Source organism: Citrobacter sp. Cpo089 (assembly GCF_030332695.1).
GTDB lineage: Bacteria > Pseudomonadota > Gammaproteobacteria > Enterobacterales > Enterobacteriaceae > Citrobacter > Citrobacter portucalensis.
The window spans coordinates 1-222 of sequence record NZ_JAOWHJ010000006.1 but is presented as its reverse complement, the minus strand read 5'-3'; the positions used below and the strand labels follow the sequence as shown (position 1 = coordinate 222).

The window sequence follows — 222 nt, the reverse complement described above, 5'->3', positions numbered from 1 at the left end:
ACTGGGGTGAAGTCGTAACAAGGTAACCGTAGGGGAACCTGCGGTTGGATCACCTCCTTACCTTAAAGAACCGACCTTTGCAGTGCTCACACAGATTGTCTGATGAATGATGAACTTCTGAATGTACTTTCGAGTGCATTAAGAAGTTTTGCTCTTTAAAAATCTGGATCAAGCTGAAAATTGAAACGACACACTGTTTCATTTCTCCGTAATAAGAAATGA

At 41.0% G+C, this 222-nt stretch carries 1 rRNA gene; it reads left to right on the top strand.

The features are described from left to right. Positions 1-60: ribosomal RNA gene (locus OGX92_RS01580) — 16S ribosomal RNA — on the top strand; the annotation flags it as partial. Between the last annotated feature and the right edge of the window lie 162 nt (positions 61-222).